At 59.8% G+C, this 18,107-nt stretch carries 24 protein-coding genes; 20 read left to right on the plus strand and 4 right to left on the minus strand.

From position 1 onward, the window contains the following. Positions 1 to 96: 96 nt before the first annotated feature. Entirely contained in the window at positions 97 to 354 is a 258-nt protein-coding gene (locus D1646_RS08515; RefSeq protein WP_160636052.1) for a hypothetical protein, read from the minus strand. A gap of 103 nt (positions 355 to 457) precedes the next feature. Here D1646_RS08515 and D1646_RS08520 point away from each other — a divergent pair, with 103 nt between their 5' ends. The 5 genes from D1646_RS08520 to D1646_RS08540 all read left to right on the plus strand — a co-directional run bounded on the left by D1646_RS08520 (position 458) and on the right by D1646_RS08540 (position 3,717). After that, complete coding sequence (locus D1646_RS08520; RefSeq protein ID WP_160636053.1) at positions 458 to 679, plus strand: helix-turn-helix transcriptional regulator; 222 nt, start codon at positions 458 to 460, stop codon at positions 677 to 679. A gap of 33 nt (positions 680 to 712) precedes the next feature. Beyond that, entirely contained in the window at positions 713 to 1,180 is a 468-nt protein-coding gene (locus tag D1646_RS08525; protein WP_160636054.1) for a hypothetical protein, read from the plus strand. A gap of 120 nt (positions 1,181 to 1,300) precedes the next feature. Next, on the plus strand, positions 1,301 to 2,653 hold the full coding sequence (gene glmM / locus D1646_RS08530; RefSeq protein WP_160636055.1) for a phosphoglucosamine mutase: 1,353 nt from the start codon (positions 1,301 to 1,303) through the stop codon (positions 2,651 to 2,653). A gap of 121 nt (positions 2,654 to 2,774) precedes the next feature. Continuing rightward, entirely contained in the window at positions 2,775 to 3,380 is a 606-nt protein-coding gene (locus D1646_RS08535; RefSeq protein ID WP_160636056.1) for a sigma-70 family RNA polymerase sigma factor, read from the plus strand. 58 nt (positions 3,381 to 3,438) lie between these two features. After that, entirely contained in the window at positions 3,439 to 3,717 is a 279-nt protein-coding gene (locus D1646_RS08540; RefSeq protein WP_120394207.1) for a zinc-ribbon domain containing protein, read from the plus strand. A gap of 45 nt (positions 3,718 to 3,762) precedes the next feature. Here the strand turns inward: D1646_RS08540 and D1646_RS08545 are convergent, their stop codons facing one another. Continuing rightward, positions 3,763 to 4,233, minus strand: coding sequence for a helix-turn-helix transcriptional regulator (locus D1646_RS08545; RefSeq protein WP_347565168.1), 471 nt, complete (start codon positions 4,231 to 4,233; stop codon positions 3,763 to 3,765). Positions 4,234 to 4,301: 68 nt separating this feature from the next. Further along, complete coding sequence (locus tag D1646_RS08550) at positions 4,302 to 4,937, minus strand: YoaK family protein (protein ID WP_160636058.1); 636 nt, start codon at positions 4,935 to 4,937, stop codon at positions 4,302 to 4,304. Positions 4,938 to 5,128: 191 nt separating this feature from the next. Here D1646_RS08550 and D1646_RS08555 point away from each other — a divergent pair, with 191 nt between their 5' ends. The 5 genes from D1646_RS08555 (at position 5,129) to D1646_RS08575 (ending at position 8,016) form a co-directional block, all read left to right on the plus strand. Beyond that, positions 5,129 to 5,326 carry a DUF1858 domain-containing protein gene (locus D1646_RS08555; RefSeq protein WP_201754603.1) on the plus strand — a complete coding sequence of 66 codons (198 nt, stop codon included), beginning with the start codon at positions 5,129 to 5,131 and terminating at the stop codon, positions 5,324 to 5,326. Positions 5,327 to 5,386: 60 nt separating this feature from the next. Continuing rightward, entirely contained in the window at positions 5,387 to 6,130 is a 744-nt protein-coding gene (locus tag D1646_RS08560; protein WP_160636059.1) for a class I SAM-dependent methyltransferase, read from the plus strand. Next, positions 6,118 to 6,915, plus strand: coding sequence for a Nif3-like dinuclear metal center hexameric protein (locus tag D1646_RS08565; protein ID WP_160636060.1), 798 nt, complete (start codon positions 6,118 to 6,120; stop codon positions 6,913 to 6,915). Before D1646_RS08560 ends, D1646_RS08565 begins: the two co-directional genes overlap by 13 nt. Before the next feature lie 129 nt (positions 6,916 to 7,044). Beyond that, positions 7,045 to 7,386, plus strand: coding sequence for a 50S ribosomal protein L19 (rplS, locus tag D1646_RS08570; protein ID WP_160636061.1), 342 nt, complete (start codon positions 7,045 to 7,047; stop codon positions 7,384 to 7,386). A gap of 69 nt (positions 7,387 to 7,455) precedes the next feature. Further along, positions 7,456 to 8,016, plus strand: coding sequence for a YdeI/OmpD-associated family protein (locus D1646_RS08575; protein WP_160636122.1), 561 nt, complete (start codon positions 7,456 to 7,458; stop codon positions 8,014 to 8,016). Positions 8,017 to 8,018: 2 nt separating this feature from the next. Here the strand turns inward: D1646_RS08575 and D1646_RS08580 are convergent, their stop codons facing one another. Further along, positions 8,019 to 8,789, minus strand: coding sequence for a TraX family protein (locus tag D1646_RS08580; protein WP_160636062.1), 771 nt, complete (start codon positions 8,787 to 8,789; stop codon positions 8,019 to 8,021). A gap of 103 nt (positions 8,790 to 8,892) precedes the next feature. Between D1646_RS08580 and D1646_RS08585 the strand changes: the two genes are divergently transcribed. The 10 genes from D1646_RS08585 to clpX all read left to right on the plus strand — a co-directional run bounded on the left by D1646_RS08585 (position 8,893) and on the right by clpX (position 18,054). Beyond that, positions 8,893 to 9,543 (plus strand): tetratricopeptide repeat protein, encoded by a 651-nt coding sequence (locus tag D1646_RS08585; RefSeq protein WP_160636063.1) that lies wholly within the window; start codon positions 8,893 to 8,895, stop codon positions 9,541 to 9,543. 36 nt (positions 9,544 to 9,579) lie between these two features. Further along, positions 9,580 to 10,455, plus strand: coding sequence for a ribosome biogenesis GTPase YlqF (gene ylqF, locus D1646_RS08590; RefSeq protein WP_160636064.1), 876 nt, complete (start codon positions 9,580 to 9,582; stop codon positions 10,453 to 10,455). 11 nt (positions 10,456 to 10,466) lie between these two features. Continuing rightward, a complete protein-coding gene (locus tag D1646_RS08595; RefSeq protein ID WP_160636065.1) occupies positions 10,467 to 11,141 on the plus strand; it encodes an SMI1/KNR4 family protein in 675 nt (224 codons plus the stop codon). Between the two features lie 2 nt (positions 11,142 to 11,143). Next, positions 11,144 to 11,779, plus strand: coding sequence for a ribonuclease HII (locus D1646_RS08600; protein ID WP_160636066.1), 636 nt, complete (start codon positions 11,144 to 11,146; stop codon positions 11,777 to 11,779). Further along, positions 11,776 to 12,144 carry a YraN family protein gene (locus tag D1646_RS08605; RefSeq protein ID WP_160636067.1) on the plus strand — a complete coding sequence of 123 codons (369 nt, stop codon included), beginning with the start codon at positions 11,776 to 11,778 and terminating at the stop codon, positions 12,142 to 12,144. The genes D1646_RS08600 and D1646_RS08605 overlap by 4 nt, the downstream gene beginning before the upstream one ends. Before the next feature lie 102 nt (positions 12,145 to 12,246). After that, positions 12,247 to 13,731, plus strand: coding sequence for a threonine synthase (gene thrC, locus D1646_RS08610; protein ID WP_160636068.1), 1,485 nt, complete (start codon positions 12,247 to 12,249; stop codon positions 13,729 to 13,731). 4 nt (positions 13,732 to 13,735) lie between these two features. Further along, a complete protein-coding gene (locus D1646_RS08615) occupies positions 13,736 to 14,422 on the plus strand; it encodes a metallophosphoesterase (protein WP_160636069.1) in 687 nt (228 codons plus the stop codon). Between the two features lie 182 nt (positions 14,423 to 14,604). Continuing rightward, entirely contained in the window at positions 14,605 to 15,987 is a 1,383-nt protein-coding gene (gene tig, locus D1646_RS08620; RefSeq protein ID WP_160636070.1) for a trigger factor, read from the plus strand. 118 nt (positions 15,988 to 16,105) lie between these two features. Beyond that, positions 16,106 to 16,687 carry an ATP-dependent Clp endopeptidase proteolytic subunit ClpP gene (clpP, locus tag D1646_RS08625; RefSeq protein ID WP_160636071.1) on the plus strand — a complete coding sequence of 194 codons (582 nt, stop codon included), beginning with the start codon at positions 16,106 to 16,108 and terminating at the stop codon, positions 16,685 to 16,687. A 47-nt stretch (positions 16,688 to 16,734) separates the two neighbouring features. Then, the gene (gene clpX, locus D1646_RS08630) at positions 16,735 to 18,054 is read left to right on the plus strand and encodes an ATP-dependent Clp protease ATP-binding subunit ClpX (protein WP_160636072.1); all 1,320 of its coding nucleotides are present in this window, start codon (positions 16,735 to 16,737) and stop codon (positions 18,052 to 18,054) included. The last annotated feature ends 53 nt before the right edge of the window (positions 18,055 to 18,107 follow it).

Below are 18,107 nucleotides of genomic sequence, written 5' to 3' on the forward strand. Positions count from 1 at the left end.
GGCCCTGCGGAGCAGGGCCACACAAGCGGCGAAGCCGCTTGCCCCCTTTCAAAAGGGGACCGAAGTCGTCATACCCTACGAAAGATACTTTACGAATTAAAGGAAAGTTTGCAAAAGCTCTTGACGAAGGTCCAATCCGAAGAGATAATAGAGGTCAGCGGTGCGGTACAGGTAGGCGTAGAGGCACGTCTCAAAGCGGTCATACACATCAAAACCCACCTGCCGGGCAATTTTCTCCGCTGCCTGATAAAATTCCTTTTTCATCTGCATATATTCCGGGTCGCTGACACAGAAGGCCTCAATCTCAGCGTCGAGTATTTCGTTTCTGTACAGTAGAGATGATAGTTTGTTCATAAGAATGACCTCCAAATAATAATTAAATTTTCGTTAGTGATAATTAAACTTACATTAGTATACCTTAAAAAGCTCTCTCTGTCAAGAGGGGAGGAGTTGCTTCATGGAAAAATTTCCGCGCCGATTAAAAGCGATTCGCGTAGAGAATGGAATAAAACAACATGAGGTAGCCGTCCATCTGGGGCTGTCGGATGGCGGATATCGCTGCTATGAACAGGGGAGAGGCTATCCGGACGTCCCCCGTCTGTACGCCCTGGCGGAATATTTCAATGTGAGCATCGACTATCTTCTGGGCCGAACCGACAAGCGGGAGGTCAACAGGTAAGCTCCCGAAGGGTTCAGGAAGGAGGATGATGATATGAGCGCACAGGTCCGTGAAGATGTGAAAAGGATACAGGAGATGCTTTCCAGGGGGGAGTATGAGACAATTTACCACCAGTACGCCTCCGTGCTCCAGACCATGCTCTTTGTCCAGAGCTTGGAGGAATGGCTGGATTTCATCCGGCAGGAGGGCGCGCTGGAGGAGGAGCCGCTGGCGCTGTATCTGTCGGCCTGGCGGGGGGAGTGCCTGCTGCTGGGCTGCTACCAGGGCGACGCAACCCAGGCGGTGTTGGATCATCTCAAAGACAAGCTTCCGGCGGAACTGGGGGAAAGGCTGAGCGATCTGCCGCCTATCGTTATTGACATTGACGAGGTGAACGGAACACTGGAAAAGCAGATCATACCGTACCAGAACGTATTAGAGCGCACAGACTTCCGTCTGCATGTTGACTTTGAAGACATCTACTGTGCGGGGGCTTATTTCCTTTCAGCGTCCCCCAAATAGAGCCCAGAAGCAAAACGAAGTTTTGCGCAAAAGTCTCTTTTTGCTTCTTTTTCTCTTCAGAGAAAAAGAAGGCCCGCCCGGCGAGGGCACAGAACGACAATGGAAGAAGGTAACATCAGCATGGGCAAGTTATTTGGAACGGACGGCATCCGGGGGGTTGTGAACGCCGGGCTGGACGCGGACCTGGCCTACAAGGTGGGGCTGGCGGCGGCCACGGTGCTGGCCAAAAAGAAGGGGGGCAAGCCGCTGGTGACCATAGGCAAGGACACCCGCATCTCGGGCGACCTGCTGAAGGGCTCCCTGATTTCCGGGCTGTGTACCGCCGGTGCGGACGTGCTGGACCTGGGGACCCTGCCCACCCCCGGCGTGGCCTGGGTCACAGTGGACGCGGAGGCGGACGCGGGCATTGTCATCTCGGCCAGCCACAACCCCTTCGAGCACAACGGCATTAAAATCTTCAACGGCCAGGGCTTCAAGCTGTCCGACGAGCTGGAGGAGAAAATCGAGGACATCGTTCTCTTCGGTTCCAACAACGTGCCCATGAAGACGGGGGCGGACATCGGCAAGGTGAGCTACGCGGCCCCCAAGGCGTCGGAGGACTACATAGACCACCTGGAGGACACCATCGACTCAACCCTGGGCGGCCTGCGCATTCTGGTGGACTGCGCCAATGGGGCGGCCTCCACCACCGCCGCCCGCCTCTTTGGCCGCTTCTCCAAGCTGCGCACCGATGTCATCAACGCCGACCCTGACGGCATCAACATCAACGACCACTGCGGCTCCACCCACATGGACGCCCTGGCCGCCATGGTGAAGGCGGGCCGCTACGACATAGGCATCGCTTTCGACGGGGACGCCGACCGTTGTCTGGCAGTGGATGAGCTGGGCAGTTTGATCGACGGCGACCAGATCATGGCGGCCTGCGGACTGGATATGCAGAGCCGGGGAGAGCTGCCCGGCGGCGCCGTGGTGGCCACCGTCATGTCCAACCTGGGCTTCCACCTCTACGCCAAGGACCACGGCATAAAGCTGGAGTGTACCGACGTGGGCGACCGCAATGTACTGGAGCGGATGCTGGAAAAGGGCTACCGGCTGGGGGGCGAGCAGTCGGGCCACATGATCTTCCTGGAGCACGCCACCACCGGCGACGGCCAGCTCACTGCGCTGAAGATCCTGGCCCTGCTGAAGGAGAGCGGCAAAAAAGCGTCGGAGGTGTTCAGCGCCTGCCCACGGTATCCCCAGGTGCTCATCAACATCCCCGTGGCCGACAACGACGCCAAAAAAGCCGCAATGGCCAGCCCTCTCCTGGCCCAGGCCATCGCCCGGGAGGAGGAAGCTCTGTCCGACGAGGGCCGTATCTTGGTCCGCCCCTCGGGCACCGAGGCCCTGATGCGGGTCATGGTGGAGGCAAAAACTCAGCAGACCGCTGAGGAAACTGCCCAGCGCCTGGCCAATTTAATCCGGGAAATGTGAGCGAAATGCACTGTTTTAGCCGGAAATCGGGACGACTGGAAAATTTAAACAAACTTTTTCGGGAAAACACTTGACAAATCTGAACATTTTGTTTATTATGGAAGATAATCGAGAGGATATTATGGAAGAGAAATCCAACCATTCCTCAGACGAGGCGTTATGCCTGAGCGCCGCCCAGGGTTCTCCCCAGGCCGAAACAGAGCTGGTCTGCCGGTACGGCTGGCTGGTTCGCGCGTGTGCGCGCCCCCTGTTTTTGGCAGGGGGAGACAGTGAAGACCTGATTCAAGAGGGTATGCTGGGCCTGCTCACGGCAATCCGGGGCTTTGACCCCGGGCGGGACGCCGCGTTTCGAACCTATGCGGAGATTTGTATCCGCAGCCGCCTGTATACCGCCATCCGTGCGGCCCAGGGCGGTAAACACGCGCCTTTAAATCACAGTATTTCCTACCCTCTTTTTGACGGAACCAACGCATATTTGACTTCCAGCGCCGAAAACCCAGAGGACGTGGTGATTGGCAGAGAGGAACGGAAAGAGCGCCTGGAAGCGCTCAAGGGCCGGCTATCCAAGTTTGAAGCGCAAATCTTACCCCCCTACCTGAACGGCCTCTCCTGCGGAGAGATCGCACAGCGGGTGGGCCGGTCACAGAAGTCGGTGGACAACGCCATTCAGCGTATCCGCCGCAAAACGGCCCAGCAAATTTCTAGCGGCGTATCCAGCGAAAGCTGATCGCAATATCACACGCCCAGGCCAAGTGCCGGGCAAAAGTCAAAGAGAGGGAATATCCATGTACGAAGACAAGATCCTGGTATGCAAAGAGTGCGGCAACGAGTTCACCTTTACCGCCGGTGAGCAGGAGTTCTACGCAGAGCGCGGCTTCCAGAACGAGCCCCAGCGCTGCAAGCCCTGCCGTGACGCCCGCAAGAACGCCGCCCGCGGCCCCCGTGAGTACTTCACTGCCGTGTGCGCCGCCTGCGGCGGTGAGGCGAAGGTTCCTTTCGAGCCCAAGTCTGACCGGCCCGTCTATTGCAGCGACTGCTTCGCCAAGATGCGCGAGCAGGGCTGATTTTAAGCCAGGAAAAAAAGTCCGCCGTCAGGCGGACTTTTTCTCTTATGAGCGGCTGTTCCAAATCGAGGCCAGGATGTCCTTGAGGACCAGCATGGCGTTCAGCCTGTCATATTGATAGGTCTGTTCCAGGTCGGTCAGCAGCCGGTCCAGAGCTTCGGCGTAGCGGGACACGTCTACCTCCGACTGATACTGGGCCAGGATGGGATATTTTTTGCTCCAGGCCTTGGTCCAGTTGATTTTGCTGGCGCTTTCCTCGCTGGTCCGGTCGATCACCTCCTGAATTTCGTGCAAAGTCACATCAAATTCAATCAGCTCATCCAGGGTGACGCCGTACAGGACCGCAAGCCGTTTCGACTGGCGAATATCGGGCAGTGTCTCATCGGTTTCCCACTTGGAGATGGTCTGCCGGCTGACCCCTAATTTTTCGGCCACGGCCTCCTGGGAAAGTCCCTTTTTCCTGCGCGCAAGAGATAAATGATTTCCTAAATTCATCGTGATTCCTCCTTTGCCCATAGTTTACACCATCAGGGCGGCAGAGTCCACCAGGGAAAACAGGCAATTGCGCACGTTTTCCTGCCAGTTTACCGCAGCAGCAGTACACTGAGGAACAGCAGCGCGCAGGACAGCCAGATGGCGGGCAGGTCCAGCAGCTCCACAGCCAGACTGCCAATCTCGGCCCCCAGGGCGAACAGGAGAATTACGAAAAAGTACAGCCGGGCTTTTCGGGCCTCCTGGCGGTCTCCGGTGCGCAGGAAGGCGCACAGGGCCTCCACGCCGCTGCGTAGATTGCCAATACACATCGTACTGGCAAAGGCGAAGCCCTCCATCTTCCGAAAAGCCTGGACCTGCATGGCGCAGGAGAAGGAGACCAGTGCATTGGCCAGCTGGTCCAGCGAGTGGGGGATAAAGCCCACCAGAAACAGCAGGAGAATCTCCCAGACCAGCACCCGCCTCTGCCAATGGGGCAGGCGGACCCGGAGCCACTCCGCCGCACCGACCCCCAGGGCGAAGGCCAGCACAGGGAAGAGGTAGCGGGCGGCCCGGCTCCAGTCTCCGTCAAACAGGCTCTGCCCCAGAAGGACGATGTTGCCTGTCTGGGCGTTGGCGAACACCCGGCCCCGCCGGAGATAGGTGTAGGTGTCCTGGAGCCCGCCGGAGAGGGTGAGGAGAGCGACAGGAAGCAGCCGCTCCGCGGCGGGGTGTGTTGGGTTGTCCATGGTATCAGATCCTTTTCAAGAAAAATCACCTGATTATAACTCGGGTTTTTCCCAAAGGAAAGAAAAAAATTCGTTGCAAAAACATGACTGATAGGGTATACTATCCCCATCCCATATCAGAAGGCCTCAATTTCCCTTGTTTTCTGGAGAAAAACTGGCAATTGAGAGTTAAAAAACGGAGGAATTTTATTATGACCATTACCAAAGACACCATTATCGGCGATATCCTGACCATCGCACCCCAGACCGCCCCGATTTTTATGGATATCGGGATGCACTGCCTGGGCTGTCCCGCCTCCCGGGGCGAGACGGTGGAGCAGGCCTGTATGGTCCATGACGTGGACGTGAACGAGCTGCTGGCCAAGGTCAACGAGATGATTGCCCAGTAAGGTACGGCCCTCCGGCGCGGCTGGAGGGCCTTTTATTTCTGAAAAAGGAGGTGCGCCCCCTTGAAAACCATACATCTGTCCCCCCGCCTGCAAATGGTGGCGGATATGGTGGCCCAGCAGAAAAAAAACGGCTGGCTGGTGGACGTGGGCACCGACCACGCCTACCTGCCGGCCTGGCTGCTCCAGGAGCACAGGGAGCAGTTCGCCTACATCATCGCCACCGACCTGCGCAGGGGCCCCCTGGACCGGGCCCGGCAGACCGCCCGGGAGGCGGGCTGTGGGGAGGACATCGACTTCCGCCTGTGCGACGGCCTGGCGGCGGTGGACCCCAGAGAAGCGGACATAATCGTCATCGCCGGCATGGGCGGAGAGACCATCGTTCACATCCTGAAGAGCGCCTGCTGGGCCCCGGACTGGTGGCTGGGAGATGGCCCGATGGAGGACAAGGTGCTGGTCCTTCAGCCCATGTCCTCCATGCCGGAGCTGCGGGACTGGCTCCAGAGGAGCGGTTTCCGAATTGAGGAGGAGCGGCTGGCGAAGGAGGGGGAGACCCTTTACACCGCCCTGCTGGTGCGGGCGGGGGAGATGGCCCCCCTGCGTCCGGCGGAGCTGTGGGCGGGAAAAAACACCGGCGCCCCTCTGCGGGGGGAGTGGCTGGACCAGTGGATCGCCCGGACCGGGCGGGCGCTGGAGGGGATGGCCCGGGCGCGGGGAGAGGAAACCGCCTCCCGCCGCTGGGCGCTGGAGGAGGTCCGAAGCGGCCTCGTTGAGATGAAAAAGGAGTGGGAACAGTGGCAGCGGTAAAGGATATTTATCAATTTATGGACCAGATTGCCCCCTTTGCGACCCAAGAGGACTTCGACAACGCCGGATTTCTGGTGGGGAGGAGGGACCGGGCGGTCACAAAAATTTTGGTGGCCCTGGATATCACACTGGAGGTGGCCCGGGAGGCGGCCCAGGCGGGGGCGGAGCTGATCGTGTCCCACCACCCGGTCATCTTCCATCCGGTGAAGTCGGTCACCGACGAGAGCCCCGTGGGACGGGTTCTGCTGGCGCTGGCAGAGAACCAGACCGCCGCCATCTGCGCCCACACCAACCTGGACGCCGCCCACGGAGGTGTGAACGGCTGTCTGGCCCGGATTCTGGAGCTGAGCGACATCGGCCAGCTGTGCCAGGCGGGAGTGGACGAGCAGGGCCGCCCCTACGGCATCGGCAGAGTGGGGACGGTCCACCGGCCCGGCCTGTCCGCGGAGGAGTACGCCGCTTTCGTCAAGGAGAAGCTGGGCTCCGCCTCGGTGCGCTTTGTGGACGGCGGAAAGCCCGTGGGGAAGGTGGCCGTAGGGGGCGGGGCCTGCGGGTCCATGATGGAGGACGCCCTGGCCGCCGGGTGCGATACCTTTGTCACCGCCGATTTGAAGTATAACAACTTCTTGGACGCCCGGGACCTGGGGCTGAACCTGATGGACGCCGGCCACTTCCCCACGGAGAACGTGGTGTGCGCCCCCCTGGTCCGGCGGCTGGCCGAGACCTTTCCGGAGGTGACCGTGGTCCTGTCCCGGGTTCACCGGGAAATTTACAGCGCAGTGTAAAAAACACTTGCAATCTGGTATTTCCTGTGGTATACTGCTTTGGTCTGAATAACGGGCGGTCCTCTGCGGCGTCCCTGCCAGTGAGACAAGAGCCGGAATGAACGCCTATATAACAGGAGGAAGTAAACCATGGATCTGATGAAAGCATTTACCGAGAAGTACACAAAGGCCGAGCCCCCCAAGGTGTCCATTGGCGATACCGTCCGGGTTCACCTGCGGGTAAAAGAGGGCAACCGTGAGCGTATCCAGGTCTTCGAGGGCACCGTCATCGCCAAGAAGCACGGCGGCATCGAGGAGAGCTTCACCGTCCGCCGTATCTCCTACGGCATCGGCGTGGAGAAGGTGTTCCCCCTGCACTCTCCCACTGTGGAGAAGGTGGAGGTGGTCCGCCGGGGCAAGGTGCGCCGCGCCAAGCTGTACTATCTGCGCAACCGCGTGGGCAAGGCCGCCAAGGTCAAGGAATTGCTGTGATTCAAAAAAGCAGCGGCGTAAGCCGCTGCTTTTTCTTAAATTGCAGGAAGAAGGAAAGGCGGAGGTATGATGAGCGATATCATGGAATTTGCTAGCCGGGAAGCTTTTCGCAACTGGCTTTCAGAGCACTGTACAACCAACGCCGGCATTTGGCTCTTATTCGGCAAGGCCGGTGGACCGAAAACCCTAAAGGCAGGGGAAGCGCTGGAGGAGGCCCTCTGTTTCGGCTGGATTGACGGGCGGATGGAAAAAATAGACGATAAAGCCTATAAGAAATATTTTTCTCAGCGCAGGCAGAAAAGCAAGTGGTCAGAGAAAAACAAGGCGCTGGTCCAGGACCTGGAAAAGCAGGGGCTTATGACTGACTTTGGCCGGGCGAAAATAGAGGAGGCCAAGGAAAACGGCCAGTGGGACGCGCCGGACCTGATGGGACTTACCGAGGAACAGGTCGCCTTCGTAGCTGCACTGCTGGAGGGGCATGAGCCCGCTTGTTCAAATTTCCAGGCCATGCCCCCGTCGGTGCGAAAGACCTATGCCCGGGCCTACTATGACGCCAAGACCGACGCCGGACGCAAAAGCCGCCTCGGCTGGATGGTGGACAGGCTCAACCAAAATTTAAGGCCGATGTAAGGTCATACCCCCAGCATTGCCCTCTGCGCCAGCCCCAGCAGAAGGAGATGGGCGGGGTAGAAGACATACCACAGATATTTGTCCCCTGGGAAGGCGGGGCCCTTCTTCCCGTTGTAGAAGAAGGTGAAGGCAACCCCCAGCAGGGGGCCCACCGCGTTGATGCACAGCATATGGAACCAGGGGTAGGTGAACAGCTGTTCGGCGAAAAACTCCCAGATCAGCCCATACCGGAACAGGGGCATGAGCACCAGCCACAGCAGGACCTTTTTCCGGACCGGCCACTGTTCGGTGAGGTAGAAGGCCAGGATGAACAGGATGTACCGTCCGCCGCCCTCAGTGAGCCTGAAATGGTGGGCCAGGATTACAAGGCCCACCGCCAGGACGTACCCCAGCCCTGTCCGCTTCCCGTTGCCCCAGTCCATCAGCCGCAGGGTGAGCAGGCCCAGGAGCAGAGTGAACATGATGTTGCCGTGGAAGCCGAACAGGAGATAATAAGGGTATTCCGCCAGACAGGCGAAGACCAGCAGCCGCAGGGCGTATTTGTTGAAATTGCGGGTGTGGCGGTAGCCGTTGGCGATGGAGAACAGGAAGATGGGGGCGGCGATGCGGCCCAGGTAGTCGGTGGCCCGCTGGAGGACCAGCAGCGCCGGGATGGATTCTGACACGTCGGGGAAGAACAGGACTTCCAGCGTCAGGGCCAGGGGCCAGACGTAGGTGACGTGGTCCCACAGCATGGACAGCAGGGCAACAGTTTTTAATGTGAAAAAGCTCAATGTGATTCCCTCCTTGGAAAAATTTACAGGGAGAGGATAGCAGACGTTTCTTACAAAAAAGTTTTCATATTTCTTACAAATTTCTGAAAGAAGGACGGAGCGGATGAAACGGCTTTGGAAGATCATTGCGATTGGGGTGTGCATCGGTCTGGTGTCAGTCGTGCTTCAAAAGGCGCTGCACATTGACCGGGATGTGTTCCTGCGCTGGTATTGGGTCACAGCGGCAGCGGTTGTGCTGGGGGCGGTGCTGGTCAATGTGGTCTACAATGTTTTTTACCAGAAGAAGATGCAAAGGCTGGTTCCGCTGCTGGAGGCCCAAAAGCCCCGGGAGTACATTGCCGGAGTGGAGCAGCTTCTGAAAACCGCCAAGGGGCAGAACTTGAGAAATATTTTGATGATGAACCTCTCCGCCGGGTATATTGACCTGAAGGAGTTTGACAAAGCCATCGAGCTGTTGGAGGGGCTCTCAGACAGGGGGCTGGTGGGCACGGCGGTGAAGACGGTCTGCCGACTGAATCTCTGCACCTGTTATTTTCAAACGGGGCAGGGGGAGAAGGCCCTGATGCTGTACCGTGACAGTCAAAGCATTTTTGAGCCCCAGCGAATAGGGTGGGCTGTACAGCGGCAACATCGCAATTCTGGATATACTGGCGGCCATCCAGAACAAGGAGTACAGCCAGGCGGAGCAGCTGCTGGACGAAGCGCGGCAGAGGTGGGAAGCTCCGCGGTTCCAGGAGGCATTTCAGGAGATTGAGGGCACCCTGGCCGAAATCAAAAAGGAGGGGACATTATGAACATCCAATGGTACCCCGGTCATATGACCAAGACCCGGCGGCAGATTGAGGCCGACCTGAAGCTGGTGGACGTGGTGGTGGAGATCATCGACGCCCGCATTCCCGAGTCCAGCCGCAATCCGGATATTGACGCCATCTGCGCCGGAAAGCCCCGGCTCGTCGTCCTGAACCGGGCGGACCAGGCCGACCCCGCCCAGAACAAACGTTGGGCGGCCTATTTCTGCGGTCAGGGCTACTCGGTTCTGGAGACCGACGCCCGCTCCGGCCGAGGCGTCAATCAGTTCTCCCAGGTCATCCAGGGAGTGCTCAGAGAGCAGATTGCCCGCTGGCGGGAGAAGGGCCAGGTGGGCCGTCCGGTGCGGGCCATGGTGGTGGGGGTGCCCAACGTGGGCAAGTCCACCTTCATCAACAAGGTGGCTAAAAAGAAGTCGGCCAAGGCCAGCGACCGTCCTGGCGTGACCCGTGGGAAGCAGTGGGTCCATGTGGACCAGGGGCTGGACCTGCTGGATACCCCGGGCATTCTCTGGCCCAAGTTTGAGGACGAGCAGACTGGCATGAGTCTGGCCTTTACGGGGGCGGTGAAGGACGAGATCATGGATGTGGAGACTCTGGGCTGTCACTTTATGACCCTGCTGGGGGAGCGCTATCCCCAGGCTCTGCTGGACACCTACAAGTTGAGCCAGGTCCCCGGGCGGGAAGAAGGGGAGAACGACGTGGCCTGGGGCTACCGTCTGCTCCAGGCCGCTGCCGCCAAGCGGGGGATGCGGGTCTCCGGCAACGAGCTGGACACCGAGCGTATGGCGCGGGTCCTGCTGGACGAGTACCGGGGCGGGAAGCTGGGGCGGTTTACCCTGGAGGTGCCGGAAAAATGAGGAGGGGGACAGTGCAAGAGGAGAAAGAATTTGTGGAGCGGGCCTTTCAGACGCTGGCGGCCCGAGGCTGGTTTGAAAAGACCGGCCTGGTGCCCACCGGGGTCACGGACGGACAGATTGCCGCCTTCGAGGAGCGGTATCAGCTCAAGCTGCCCTCCCTCTACCGGGCCTTTCTCCAGTCCTACCAGATGGACTACAGCTTCCACGACAGCCTCTGGGGGGCCAACGATGAATTGAATCTGTGTCCCATCAGCCTGAACACAATGGTTGGCGGGATCATGGACGGGCAGATGGAAGAATTTCGCAGCCGCGCGAGGGGCTGTTTTCCAGACTCCTATCGGGCCGCGCCGGAGCAGTATGGAAAATATCTGCCGGTTGGAAATTGGGACAGCGACTGGCTGCTCTGGGACCTGTCCAAGCCTCTGGAGCAGGTGAGGGAGGGGGACGTGAGGACCTGGACTCTGGTGTCCTTTCCCCACGACGAGGAGTGGGACGAGGCCTGCTGGGCGGAGGGCGGCTTTCCCTGTGCCCCGGACTTCAGGACCCTGCTGGAGTGGTACTTCTGCGGCTCTCTGATCCCGGAATTTGAGGAGACGTACCAGATCAAGCTGATCCATGAGCGGCTGACCGACTACGATTTTCTGTGGCACTGGTTCGAGGACCTGGAACGCTGGAAGGAGGGGTGACTATGGATCTTTGGCAATATGAGCAGGAGGCCATCTCCCAGGGCTGGGGACTGGTCTGCGGCTGCGACGAGGCGGGGGCGGGGCCGCTGGCGGGGCCGGTGTATGCGGCGGCGGTGATCCTGCCTCTGGGGGTGGAGCTGCCCGGGCTGGACGACTCCAAGAAGCTGACCGAAAAGCGCCGTGAAGTACTTTTCCCTGTCATCCAGGAGAGGGCCCTGGCCTGGTCGGTGGCCTTTGTGGACGCGGCGGAGATTGACCGGACGGATATCCTCAGCGCCCGGATGAAGGCCATGCAGCTGGCCATAGACGGCCTGTCCCAGAGGCCGGACTTCGCCCTCATCGACGGCAACCGGGACCAGGGGAAGAGGGCCGCCATTACCACTCCCCACCGCTGTCTGGTAAAGGGGGACAGCCTGTCGGCCTCCATTGCGGCGGCGTCCATCCTGGCCAAGGTGAGCCGGGACCTGTTTATGGTGGAAATGGCGGCGCAGTACCCCAAGTACCGCTTTGACCGGCACAAGGGCTATGGGACCAAGCTCCACTATGAGCTGCTGGCCCAATACGGCCCCAGTCCCATCCACCGGCGCACCTTTTTGAAGGGGGCAGAGCTGCCGAAAGCGGAGGTGGAGGAGCCGTGAGCGGACAGGCCAGCCGTCTGCTGGGCCGCTGGGGGGAGGACCAGGCGGCAGCATTTTTGCGTGACAAGGGTTTCACCATTACGGCCGCCAACTGGAGCTGCCGGTTCGGGGAGCTGGACCTGGTTGCGGAGGATGGGACTTATCTCTGCTTTGTAGAGGTGAAACTGCGCAAGAGCGACACCTATGGCACCGCCGCCGCCTGTGTGGACCAGCGCAAGCAGAGGAAGCTGCGCACCACGGCGGAGCTCTATCTGGCGGAGCACCCCACCGGCCTCCAACCCCGCTTTGACGTGGTGGAGATTTACGCGCCCCAGGGCATTCAGACAAAATCCCCCGAATTGCGCCACTGGAAAAACGCCTTTTGAGCACAAAATCCCTTGACCTCCGGGGAAAAAGCTGGCATAATACTGTATCAGAAAAGCGGGGCGGTTCAGGCCGTCCACAACAAAAGAATGGAAGGATTAGCTATGCGCTATATCAGTACACGGGACACTTCGATGCAATATTCCGCCTCCCAGGCCATCGCCCAGGGACTGGCCAAGGACGGCGGCCTGCTGACGCCCTATTATATCCCCAAGCTGCCCGGCAAGGCGCTGGAGGACATCAAATCCATGGCCTATCAGCAGCGGGCGGTGTACATTATGAAGATGTTTCTGGAGGAGTTCACCGTCAAGGAGCTTACCGACTACGCGAACGCCGCCTACGGACCGGACAAATTTGACTCTCCGGCGGTGGCTCCGGTACACACGTTGGACGGCAATACCCACTGTCTGGAGCTGTGGCACGGCCCCACCTGCGCCTTTAAGGACATGGCCCTGCAAATGCTGCCCCACCTGCTGTCCGCCTCCCTGGTGAAGACAGAGGAGGACAAGACGGCCTGCATTCTGGTGGCCACCTCCGGCGACACGGGCAAAGGGGCCCTGGAGGGCTTTAAGGATGTGCCCCGGACTAAAATTTTGGTGTTCTACCCTAAGGACGGGGTTTCCCAGGTCCAGGAGCTGCAAATGGTAACCCAGGAGGGGGGCAACGTGGGGGTAGCCGCCGTGGTGGGCAACTTCGACGACGCCCAGACCGGCGTAAAGAGGCTCTTCTCCGACGAGCGGCTCCGCCGGGAGCTGGCGCGCCGGGGCTACTTCTTCTCCTCTGCCAACTCCATCAACTGGGGCCGGGTCCTGCCTCAGATCGTCTACTATATCTCTGCCTACTGCGACCTGCTGCGGGACGAAAAGATTGCCCCCGGTCAGAGTGTAAATATCTGTGTGCCTACCGGCAATTTCGGCAATATTTTGGCCGCTTTCTACGCCCGCGAAATGGGCCTGCCCATCGACCAGCTGATCTGCGCCTCCAACCGCAACAATGTGCTCACCGACTTCCTGAGCTCCGGCGTCTACGACCGGAACCGGACGTTCTACAACACCATGTCCCCCTCTATGGATATTCTCATCTCCTCCAATCTGGAGCGGCTGCTGTACTCCCTCACCGGGGACCCGGCGGAGGTGAAGCACTACATGGCCCGGCTCAGCGATGTGGGCCGGTATCAGGTGAGCGACCGGGTTAAGGACAAGCTGCAAAAGCGCTTTAAGGGCTACTGCTGCGACGACAGGGAAACCCAGCGGATGATCCGGGAGACGTACGGCAGACACGGCTATCTGATTGATACCCACACCGCTGTGGCCTTCTCTGCTCTGGAGCAGTACCGGAGAGAGACAGGGGACGACACCCCCGCCATCGTGGCCTCCACCGCCAGCCCCTTCAAGTTCTGCTCCAGCGTGTTGGAGGCCCTGGGAGAGACCGGCATCGCCTCCGGTCTGGACGCCCTGGACCAGCTCACCGCCAAGACCGGTCAGCCCGCCCCCGCCCCGTTGGCGGGACTGCGAGACAAGCAGGTCCGCTTCACTCAGGTAGTGGAGAAGGGCCGTATGGTGGATGCGGTGCTGTCTCTGTTGGAGTAAGCCTATGTCCCTGTACGCCATTGGAGATACCCACCTGTCCCTGGGCAGCGACAAGCCCATGGATGTGTTCGGCGGAGGCTGGACGGGCTACGTGGACAAACTGCGGGAGGGCTTTCAGATTGTGGGTCCGGAGGACACGGTGGTGGTGTGCGGCGATGTGTCCTGGGGCATGAGCCTGGAGGAGGCCCGGGAGGACTTCGCCTTTTTGGACGCCCTGCCCGGGGGGCGCAAGCTGCTGCTCAAGGGCAACCACGACTACTGGTGGATGACCGCTGCGAAGATGAAGAGTTTTTTTCAGGACAACGGCTTTTCCACTCTGGATATCCTCCACAACAACTGCCACTTCTACGGGGACACCGCCCTGTGCGGGACCCGGGGCTGGTTCTATGAGGAGGACCGGGGGGAGCACTCCGCCAAAATTTTTAACCGGGAGCTGATCCGGCTGGAGGCGTCCCTGAAGGCGGCGGGGGACAGGGAGAAGCTGTGCTTTCTCCACTACCCGCCCCTGTACCAGGGCTACCGCTGCCAGGAGATTATTGACCTGCTGGAGCGGTACGGCGTGACCCTCTGCTGCTACGGCCACCTCCACGGCGGGAGCCACCGGCTGGCCGTTACCGGGCGGCAGGGGGCGGTGGATTACCGGCTGGTGGCTGCAGACTATGTGGGATTTCGACCGGTGTGTCTCCTTTAGAGGGGCGAAATCCCGTCAAAATGCCGTATTCTGGGCTCTGCCAAAAATAAAATAGGAAAAATTCAGGGAAATTTCAAAATAAGACTGTTCAAACCGCCGCATATCTGATAAAATATCGTGGCAAAAGTAAAACGGCCCCGCTGCGGGAGCGGCTTGCAGGGCCGACAGGAGGAAATTAACAAATGAAGGTCACCAGTGTTGAGAAGAAAGAAAAGAGCACCGTCGAGCTCACCATTCAGGTGGAGGCTGAGGCGTTCGAGGCCGCCATCCAGAAGGTCTATCTGAAAAACCGCGGACGGATCAACGTCCCCGGTTTCCGCAAGGGCAAGGCCCCCCGGAAGATCATTGAGGGGATGTACGGCGCCAGCGTGTTTTACGAGGACGCCATCAACGAGGCTTACCCCGCCGCTTATGACGAGGCCGTGAAGGAGCAGGGGCTGGACGACGTGGGCTACCCCAAGATGGAGATTGTGGAGGTGGGCAAGGACGGCTTTACTTTCAAGGCGCTGGTCTCCGTCCGGCCCGAGGCCAAGCTGGGCGAGTACAAGGGCATTACCGCCTACAAGGAGGAGCCCAAGGTCACCGATCAGGACATTGACGGCGAGCTGAAGCCCTACATCGACCGGGCCACCCGCCTGGTCAGCGTCACGCGCAAGGCCAAGAAGGGCGACACCGCAGTCATTGACTTTGAGGGCTTTGACAACGGGACCCCCTTCGAGGGCGGCAAGGGCGAGAACTACGACCTGAAGCTGGGCGCGGGTATGTTCGTTCCCGGCTTTGAGGAGCAGGTTATTGGTATGAAGGCCGGCGAGGAGAAGGATATTGACATCACCTTCCCCGAGGACTACCACGCCGAGCTGGCAGGCAAGGCGGTCATCTTCCATGTGAAGGTGAACGAGGTGAAGGAGTCCCAGGCCCCCGAGGTGGACGATGAGTTTGCCAAGGACGTGTCGGAGTTCGAGACTCTGGCCGACTTCCGCAAGGATCTGGGCGACAAGTTGCTGGAGCGCAAGAAGACCCAGGCCCAGAGCGACTTTGAGAACGCCGTGATTGAGCAGCTGGTGGAGAACATGGAGTGCGAGATCCCCGACGGCATGGTGGAGGTTCAGACCGACCGGCTGATGGAGGACTACGCCATGCGCCTCCAGAGCCAGGGAATGCGCATGGAGGACTACCTGGGCATGATGGGCATGAGCGTGGAGATGATGCGCGCCTCCGCCAAGCCCGCCGCCCTGAAGCAGGTCCAGATGGAGCTGGCCCTCACCGCTGTGGCCAAGGCAGAGAACATTCAGGTCTCTGATGAGGAGTTTGAAGCGGAAATCGTCAAGCTGGGCGAGCAGTACAATATGCCCGCCGATCAGGTGAGAGCCATTATCTCCCCCGATGCCCTGCGCAGCGACCTGTCTCTGCGCAAGGCCAGCGAGCTGGTGCTGTCCAGCGCCAAGGCCACCAAGAAGAAGCCCGCCAAGAAGGACGGAGAGGACGGGGAGAAGCCCAAGCGCACCCGGACCAGGAAGAAGGCCGAGGAGCCCGCTGAGAAGACTGAGGAGTCCGCTGAAGAGTAAATTACCATACGTCCCGGGGCGGTGGCAGCCGCCCCGGGCGCACGTGTCTGTGAAACGGAATGATTTTCCCGACGAGTGGGTATAATCTGGTATCCCAACTGAAAAAAGGAGTATTACCATGAGTTTAGTTCCCTATGTAGTAGAGCAGACCAACCGGGGCGAGCGGTCCTATGATATTTTCTCCCGCTTGCTCAATGACCGCATTGTAATGCTGTCGGAGGAGGTCAACGACACCACTGCCTCTCTGATTGTGGCCCAGCTGCTGTATCTGGAGGCCCAGGACCCGGACAAGGATATCCAGTTTTATATTAACAGCCCCGGCGGCTCCGTTACCGCGGGGATGGCCATTTACGACACCATGCAGTATATCAAGTGCGACGTGTCCACCATCTGTATCGGAATGGCCGCCTCCATGGGGGCCTTCCTGCTGTCCTCGGGGGCCAAGGGCAAGCGGCTGGCCCTGCCCAACGCCGAGATTATGATCCACCAGCCCTCCGCCGGGACCCAGGGTCAGATCACCGATATGGCCATCCATCTGCGCCGTCTGGAGATTATCAAGAAGCGGATGAACCAGATCCTGTCCGAAAATACCAGCAAATCCATTGAGGTGGTTACCGCCGACTGCGAGCGGGACAACTTTATGACCGCCCAGGAGGCCATGGAGTATGGCCTGATCGACAAGGTGATCGATAAGCGGTAATTACCAGCAGCCGGACAGCCAGTCCGGACATAAATGAGGTGTTTCCAATGGCAATCAATGACGAGAGACGGGTGCGCTGCTCCTTCTGCGGCAAGCACCAGGACCAGGTGAGGCGGATGATCGCCGGTCCGGGCGTCTATATTTGCAACGAGTGTGTCAGCCTCTGTATGGAGGCCATGGGGGCGGACTCCCTGTTGGACGAGGAGGACCAGTTTTTAGGGGAGATCCCCGATGCCATCCCCACGCCCAAGGAGATCCATGCCGTCCTGGACCAGTATATCATCGGCCAGGAGAAGGCCAAGGTGGCACTGTCGGTGGCGGTATACAACCACTATAAGCGCATCTACTTCGGCGGGGCGGAGGATGTAGAGCTGCAAAAGAGCAACATCCTCCTCATGGGCCCCACCGGCTGCGGCAAGACCCTCTTCGCCCAGACCCTGGCCCGGGTTCTGAAGGTGCCCTTCGCCATTGCCGACGCCACAACCCTCACGGAAGCGGGCTACGTGGGCGACGATGTGGAGAACATCCTTCTGCGTCTGGTCCAGGCTGCCGATTACGATGTGGAGCTGGCGGAGCGGGGCATCATCTATATTGATGAGATGGATAAAATCGCCCGGAAGAGCGAAAATACCTCCATAACCCGGGACGTGTCCGGCGAAGGGGTTCAGCAGGCCTTGCTGAAGATCCTGGAGGGCACTGTAGCCAACGTTCCCCCTCAGGGCGGGCGGAAGCACCCTCACCAGGAGTTTATCCAGATCGATACCCACAACATCCTCTTTATCTGCGGCGGTGCCTTCGACGGTATCGACAAGATCATCGAGCACCGGCTGGACAGGCGGTCTCTGGGCTTTGGCGCGGAGATCAAGAGCAAGAAGGAACGCAACGTGGGCGAGCTGATGCAGGAGATCCAGCCCCAGGATCTGCTGAAGTACGGCATCATCCCTGAGCTGGTGGGCCGTATGCCGGTGGTCACAACTCTGGAATCCCTGAACCGGGAACAGATGGTGCGTATCCTCACCGAGCCCAAGAACGCTCTGGTGAAGCAGTACCAGGTGCTGCTGGACTACGACGAGGTGGAGCTGGAGTTTACCCAGGAGGCCCTGGAGGCGGTAGCCGGTCGGGCGGTGGCCCGGGAGATCGGCGCCCGGGGCCTGCGGGCCATTCTGGAGGAGGTAATGAATCAGATCATGTATGACATCCCCTCCGATCCCACCATTGTCAAGGTGACCATTACCGGGGCGTGTGTCGAGGACGGGGAGCCTCCCCAGCTGACCCGGGACCCGGAGCGCACCCAGCGCCCCAAGCTGGGCAAGGCTACTCTACAGGTAGAACGGCCTGCCAGTCGGGGCCGGGGCAGAGCCGGCTGATGAAAACAAATGGACGCCCCGCCCCAACCGAGCGGGGCGTCTGTCCTGCCCCG

It is taken from the genome of Pseudoflavonifractor sp. 60, assembly GCF_009911645.1.
Lineage (GTDB): Bacteria > Bacillota > Clostridia > Oscillospirales > Oscillospiraceae > Lawsonibacter.

What these genes read in the sequence shown, in the direction of transcription:
- thrC (WP_160636068.1), top strand. Translation starts at nt 12,247, where the DNA reads ATGCGCTATATCAGTACACGGGACACTTCGATGCAATATTCCGCCTCC.
- D1646_RS08545 (WP_347565168.1), bottom strand. Translation starts at nt 4,233, where the DNA reads ATGGGCAAAGGAGGAATCACGATGAATTTAGGAAATCATTTATCTCTT.
- D1646_RS08535 (WP_160636056.1), top strand. Translation starts at nt 2,775, where the DNA reads ATGGAAGAGAAATCCAACCATTCCTCAGACGAGGCGTTATGCCTGAGC.
- D1646_RS08525 (WP_160636054.1), top strand. Translation starts at nt 713, where the DNA reads ATGAGCGCACAGGTCCGTGAAGATGTGAAAAGGATACAGGAGATGCTT.
- ylqF (WP_160636064.1), top strand. Translation starts at nt 9,580, where the DNA reads ATGAACATCCAATGGTACCCCGGTCATATGACCAAGACCCGGCGGCAG.
- D1646_RS08600 (WP_160636066.1), top strand. Translation starts at nt 11,144, where the DNA reads ATGGATCTTTGGCAATATGAGCAGGAGGCCATCTCCCAGGGCTGGGGA.
- clpX (WP_160636072.1), top strand. Translation starts at nt 16,735, where the DNA reads ATGGCAATCAATGACGAGAGACGGGTGCGCTGCTCCTTCTGCGGCAAG.
- D1646_RS08575 (WP_160636122.1), top strand. Translation starts at nt 7,456, where the DNA reads ATGAGCGATATCATGGAATTTGCTAGCCGGGAAGCTTTTCGCAACTGG.
- D1646_RS08550 (WP_160636058.1), bottom strand. Translation starts at nt 4,937, where the DNA reads ATGGACAACCCAACACACCCCGCCGCGGAGCGGCTGCTTCCTGTCGCT.
- D1646_RS08540 (WP_120394207.1), top strand. Translation starts at nt 3,439, where the DNA reads ATGTACGAAGACAAGATCCTGGTATGCAAAGAGTGCGGCAACGAGTTC.
- D1646_RS08585 (WP_160636063.1), top strand. Translation starts at nt 8,893, where the DNA reads ATGAAACGGCTTTGGAAGATCATTGCGATTGGGGTGTGCATCGGTCTG.
- D1646_RS08555 (WP_201754603.1), top strand. Translation starts at nt 5,129, where the DNA reads ATGACCATTACCAAAGACACCATTATCGGCGATATCCTGACCATCGCA.
- D1646_RS08520 (WP_160636053.1), top strand. Translation starts at nt 458, where the DNA reads ATGGAAAAATTTCCGCGCCGATTAAAAGCGATTCGCGTAGAGAATGGA.
- D1646_RS08515 (WP_160636052.1), bottom strand. Translation starts at nt 354, where the DNA reads ATGAACAAACTATCATCTCTACTGTACAGAAACGAAATACTCGACGCT.
- glmM (WP_160636055.1), top strand. Translation starts at nt 1,301, where the DNA reads ATGGGCAAGTTATTTGGAACGGACGGCATCCGGGGGGTTGTGAACGCC.
- D1646_RS08615 (WP_160636069.1), top strand. Translation starts at nt 13,736, where the DNA reads ATGTCCCTGTACGCCATTGGAGATACCCACCTGTCCCTGGGCAGCGAC.
- rplS (WP_160636061.1), top strand. Translation starts at nt 7,045, where the DNA reads ATGGATCTGATGAAAGCATTTACCGAGAAGTACACAAAGGCCGAGCCC.
- tig (WP_160636070.1), top strand. Translation starts at nt 14,605, where the DNA reads ATGAAGGTCACCAGTGTTGAGAAGAAAGAAAAGAGCACCGTCGAGCTC.
- clpP (WP_160636071.1), top strand. Translation starts at nt 16,106, where the DNA reads ATGAGTTTAGTTCCCTATGTAGTAGAGCAGACCAACCGGGGCGAGCGG.